We start from the raw sequence: 5,165 nt of genomic DNA on the forward strand, positions 1-5,165 counted from the left end.
CGCAGACCACCAATGGCGGGGATTCCAGCGGCCTGCGCTGGAAGGGGCTCAACCCGGAGAGCGTCGAGATGTGGGTCCAGGAAGAACAGTCGAAGGATGCCGAAACCGATCATGGCAAGGAGGATGTCGGGTATTTCCTCGCCGATGTTGAACTGTAACTGATTGATGTCGCTTGCAGCCGCCGCGCCCCGAATCGGGGCGCGGCGGTTTTTGTTTGTGGGCGTCTAGAGTGACGACGGATGCAATGGCTCGCGTCGGAAGCGAACGCCGGCGCTCCTTTCTTCGGGGTATACTGTCGCGCACATACCTTGTGCGTGTTACAGCCACGGCGGCCATGGGGCCAGGCGCTGGAAGCATCGTGAAATGGAGACGAGCGATTCAGTCATGCAAGCCATCTACGTTCTGGTATTAGCGCTTTTCATCTCGATGCTCCTGGTCCCGCCACTGGCGCGCTACGCTGCACTCCTGGGGCTCGTCGATCAACCTGGCGAACGCAAAATCCATCACGCGATCATTCCGCGCACCGGCGGGATCGCGATCGTGATTGGTTCTCTCGCCTCGATCCTGCTGTGGGTGCCGATGCGCCAGGATCTCGTTGCCTTCCTGGTCGCGGTTGGTCTGCTGTTTGCGTTCGGTGTCCTGGATGATCGTTTTAACCTGCACTATCGGATCAAGCTGCTCGGCCAGGTCCTCGCGGCGCTGATTCTGACCCTCGGCGGCGGTGTCCTGATCCAGGACATCCCTTTCTTCGGAGACGGCTTGCTTGTGTATCCGCTCGAACTGCCCCTGACGATTTTTGTCCTGGTCGGCATCACGAATGCGGTCAATCTGTCCGACGGACTTGATGGGTTGGCCGGAGGGGTCAGTCTGCTCGCGCTTGGCGGTCTGTCCGTGCTGGCATACCAATGCGGCGACACCGCCGCGCTGATGGTCGCATTCGCCATCATGGGCGCCACCTTCGGGTTTTTACGCTTCAATACCAATCCGGCCCAGATTTTCATGGGCGATACCGGAAGTCAGTTCCTGGGATTCGCGACAGGCGCGCTGGCACTCATCGTCACCCAGCGCGAAGACTCCGCCGTGAGTAGATTGATCCCGATCCTGATTCTGGGTGTTCCGATTCTCGATACGCTGACGGTGATGATCCGACGGATCGCCGATGGGCGTTCGCCTTTTTCGCCGGACCGATTACATCTGCACCATCGCTTGCTGAGTGCGGGGCTGAATCAGCCCAAGGCGGTGGTGCTGGTCTATTCCGCCCAGGCATTCTTGATCCTGCTTGCCTATCTGCTGCGTTATAGCGCCGATACCGTGGTGCTTGGCGCCTATGTGCTGTTTTGCTTGGCCGCCTTGGGCGGGATCGGTTTTCTTTGCCGTCGGGAAGCGCGAATGAGTCCCTTGCATCTGGAGCCCGAGCGTCAGGATTTGATCTCGGACTCCCTGTTGATTGCCATCCGAAACAAGCTGCTTGTCAGAGCCCCTTATCTGATTCTGACCCTGGCCATCCCCCTGATTCTGGTGCTTGGGGCCTTTGCCGCTCCGGCGATCGGTTTGGATATCGCGTTGCTCGCAAGTCTCCTGTTCGTGGGCCTGCTGCTGAGCGTGCGATTGCCCTCGACAATCACGACGTGGATTGAGCGTCTCTCGGCCAATGTGACAGCGGTGGCGGTGGTCTATTTCGTGGCGGAATCCTTGGACGGATCCCACTCCAATTTGGTTCTGGGCTTGTTTTTCGCCATTGGCGTTCTGACCGCGCTCTGGATCCGTTTTTCCGCGGTCAGCTTCCGGGCAAGTCCATTGGATCTGCTGATCCTGCTAATCGCATTCGTCGTGCCGACTTTGTCCAATGAAAGATTCGAGCAGATCGGATTCGTGGCGTTGCAGTGCATCATTCTTTTTTATGCCATCGAGGTCTTGATCGCCGAGCGGAAACACCCCTGGGATCCGTTGCGGATTGGTGTTATGACTGCGCTGGGTGTTCTTCTTGTGAAAGGTCTAGCCCGGCTTTAAGGCAATTTCCGGAAACTGTCCATTTGAAGCGTTGATTCTGCTGCAAATTTTCCGGAAACCGCCTAAGCATCCTGCGCTGGACTCGAGTCAATGCGCCTCCTCCCAATTCTCGCCGACGCCGATGTCCACGATCAGCGGAACCGCCAGCTCGGCCGCCGATTCCATGGCGTCGCGAATCCGCGCGCTGGCGCTGTCGATGGCAGCCTCCGTCACCTCGAACACCAGCTCGTCATGGACCTGCATGATCATGCGCACCGGCGGGCGTTCTGACTGGATCCATTGATCCACCGCGATCATGGCGCGCTTGATGATGTCGGCGGCCGTGCCCTGCATGGGGGCGTTGATGGCGGTGCGTTCGGCGCCCGCGCGCCGGCCCTGGTTGCTGTGGCCGATGTCGGCGAGATAGAGCCGGCGCCCGAACAGGGTTTCGACATAGCGATCCTCGCGGGCCTGGGCGCGGATGCGGTCCATGAACGCCCGCACCCCCGGATAGCGGGCGAAATAGCGGTCCACATACTCCTGCGCCGCGCCGCGTTCGATGCCGAGCTGGCGCGCCAGTCCGAAGGCCGACATGCCATAGATCAGCCCGAAATTGATCGCCTTGGCCGAACGGCGCTGTTCGCCCGTCACCGCCTCGGGCGCGAGCCCCAGAATCTCCGCCGCCGTGGCGCGATGGATGTCCTGACCGCTGGCGAAGGCGTTGAGCAGCCGTTCGTCGCCGGAGAGATGGGCCATGATCCGCAGCTCGATCTGCGAGTAGTCGGCGGCGAGCATTCGGTATCCCGACTCGGGGATGAAGGCGCGGCGGATCAGCCGGCCTTCCTCGGTGCGGATGGGGATGTTCTGCAGGTTGGGATCGCTGGACGACAGCCGCCCGGTGGCGGCGACCGCCTGATGGTAGGAGGTATGCACTCGCCCGGTCGCGGGATTGACCATCTGGGGCAGTTTATCGGTGTAGGTGGATTTGAGCTTCGACAGACCGCGGTGCTGGAGGATGAGACCGGGGAGTTCATGACCGTCCGCCGCCAGTCGTTCCAGCACGTCCTCGGAGGTGGACGGCGCGCCCTTGGGGGTCTTGGCGAGCACCGGCAGACCCAACTCCTCGAAGAAGATGGCGCCGATCTGCTTGGGTGAACCGATGTTGAACGGATGGCCGGCGCTCGCGTAAGCCTGGGTCTCCAACGCGGCGATGCGCCGGCCCAGATCCTGACTTTGACGCGCCAGCAGACCGCTGTCGATGCGTACCCCGGTGCGCTCGATCCGCGACAGGATGGGGACCAGCGGCATCTCGATGGAGCGATACAGATGGGCCAGCGAGGGGGTCGCCTCCAGTCGGGGCCAGAAACTCCGATGCAGCCGTAGCGCGATGTCGGCGTCCTCGGCGGCATAGTGACCGGCCTGCTCCAGCGGGATCTGATCGAAGCTGAGCTGTTTGACGCCCTTGCCCGCGATGTCCTCGAAATGCACCGTGTCGTAGTCCAGATATTTCTTGGCCAGCGCGTCCATGTTGTGTCGGGTGGCGGTGCTGTCGAGCACATAGCTTTCGAGCATGGTGTCGTGCGCGATGCCGCGCAGTTCGATGCCATGATGGGCCAGTACGCTCATGTCGAACTTGAGATTCTGACCAAGTTTGGCGCGGCTGGCGTCTTCCAGGAGCGGTTTCAAGCGGGCTAGAACGGTGTCGCGGTCGAGCTGATCCGGGGCACCAGGGTAGGCGTGGGCGACCGGGACATAGGCCGCCTGGCCGGGCTCGATGGCGAAGGACAGGCCGACCAGATCGGCGCGCATGTAGTCCAGGCCGGTAGTCTCGGTATCGAAGGCGAACAGCGCGGCGGACTCCAGGCGTGTTATCCAGTTCTCGAAGGCGTCCGGGGTGAGGATCAGGTCATAGTCGACGTGGGGCAGGGCCGCCGGGGGCGCTGGCTCGGGCGCTTGCGGTGTGTCGGCCTGTCGGGCGATTCCGTCGAGGGTCGCGAGCAGACGGCGCGACTCGAAGCGTTCGTACCAACCGCGCAGGGTTTCCACGTCGGGCGGGATCCGGCGCAGATCCGTGGGGCCATACTCCAGCGGGACATCGCGCCGGATGGTGGCGAGCTGGCGCGACAGCGGTAACTGGTCCAGCGCCGCGCGCAGGTTTTCGCCGATCTTGCCCTTGATCGTCCCCGCGTTGGCGATCACGCCCTCCAGCCCGCCGTATTCGGCGATCCATTTCGCGGCGGTCTTTTCGCCGCACTTCGGCACGCCGGGGATATTGTCGGCGCTGTCGCCCATCAGACTCAGATAGTCAACGATGCGGTCTGGCGGGACGCCGAATTTTTCCCTCACCCCGGCCGGATCCAGCAGGGTATCGGTCATGGTGTTGACCAGGGTGACATGCGCGTCGACGAGTTGCGCCATGTCCTTGTCGCCGGTCGAGATCAGGGTCGGGATGCCGGCGGCGGCGGCCTGGGTGGCGAGCGTGCCGATGACATCGTCGGCCTCGACCTCCGGAATCACCAGCAGCGGCAGACCCATCGCCCGAATGACCTCCTGTAATGGCTGGATCTGTGCGCGCAGATCCTCCGGCATCGGCGGGCGATGCGCCTTGTACGCGGGATAGAGATCGTTGCGAAAGCTCTTGCCGGCGGCGTCGAAGATCACCCCAAGATACTCGGGCCGATGCTCCTCGATCAGCTTGCGCAGCATGTTGAGCACGCCCAGCAGGGCGCCGGTCGGCTCGCCCTTGGAATTGGTCAGCTTGGGCAGGGCGTGATAGGCGCGGAACAGATAGCCGGAGGCGTCGACCAGGATCAGTGGGTATTTGGGTGGCATGGGGTCTCTGTCAATGAGTGGGTGGATGGCGTCGCACCGCGTCTTGCCGGTCGTCGCTGGCGACCGCTCGGGCGGGTGCATGTGCGTCGTCCTGTATGGCATCCGTGGCGCGGTTTCGCCAATGGCGCATCGGGAGAACGAAGCGTCGTATACTGGATTCATTCCTGGCGGCAATGATGCCGCTCTTGCCTGGATCCCCGATGCCTGGAGGTTGCCTCATGAATCCCCTGTCCCGTATCGATCCCGATGACCCCTATCCGCAGAGCGATGGCGAACCGATGGCCGAGAATACTCTGCAATATGACTGGATCGTCAAGCTCAAGGAAAATCTCGAACTCCGTTTC

2 protein-coding genes and 1 pseudogene are annotated in these 5,165 nt (G+C 62.2%); 2 read left to right on the forward strand and 1 reads right to left on the reverse strand.

The genetic code is table 11. The annotated features are described in order from the left end of the window. Positions 1-384 precede the first annotated feature (384 nt). On the forward strand, positions 385-2,010 hold the full coding sequence (locus QZY07_RS11660) for an MraY family glycosyltransferase (protein ID WP_295402647.1): 1,626 nt from the start codon (positions 385-387) through the stop codon (positions 2,008-2,010). Between the two features lie 87 nt (positions 2,011-2,097). On the opposite strand, the gene polA is transcribed toward QZY07_RS11660, so the two are convergent. After that, positions 2,098-4,821 (reverse strand): DNA polymerase I, encoded by a 2,724-nt coding sequence (gene polA / locus QZY07_RS11665; RefSeq protein ID WP_295402649.1) that lies wholly within the window; start codon positions 4,819-4,821, stop codon positions 2,098-2,100. 218 nt (positions 4,822-5,039) lie between these two features. Here polA and QZY07_RS11670 point away from each other — a divergent pair. Further along, positions 5,040-5,165: pseudogene (locus QZY07_RS11670) on the forward strand (Uma2 family endonuclease); the annotation flags it as partial.

Source organism: uncultured Thiocystis sp., from assembly GCF_903866365.1.
Lineage (GTDB): Bacteria > Pseudomonadota > Gammaproteobacteria > Chromatiales > Chromatiaceae > Chromatium.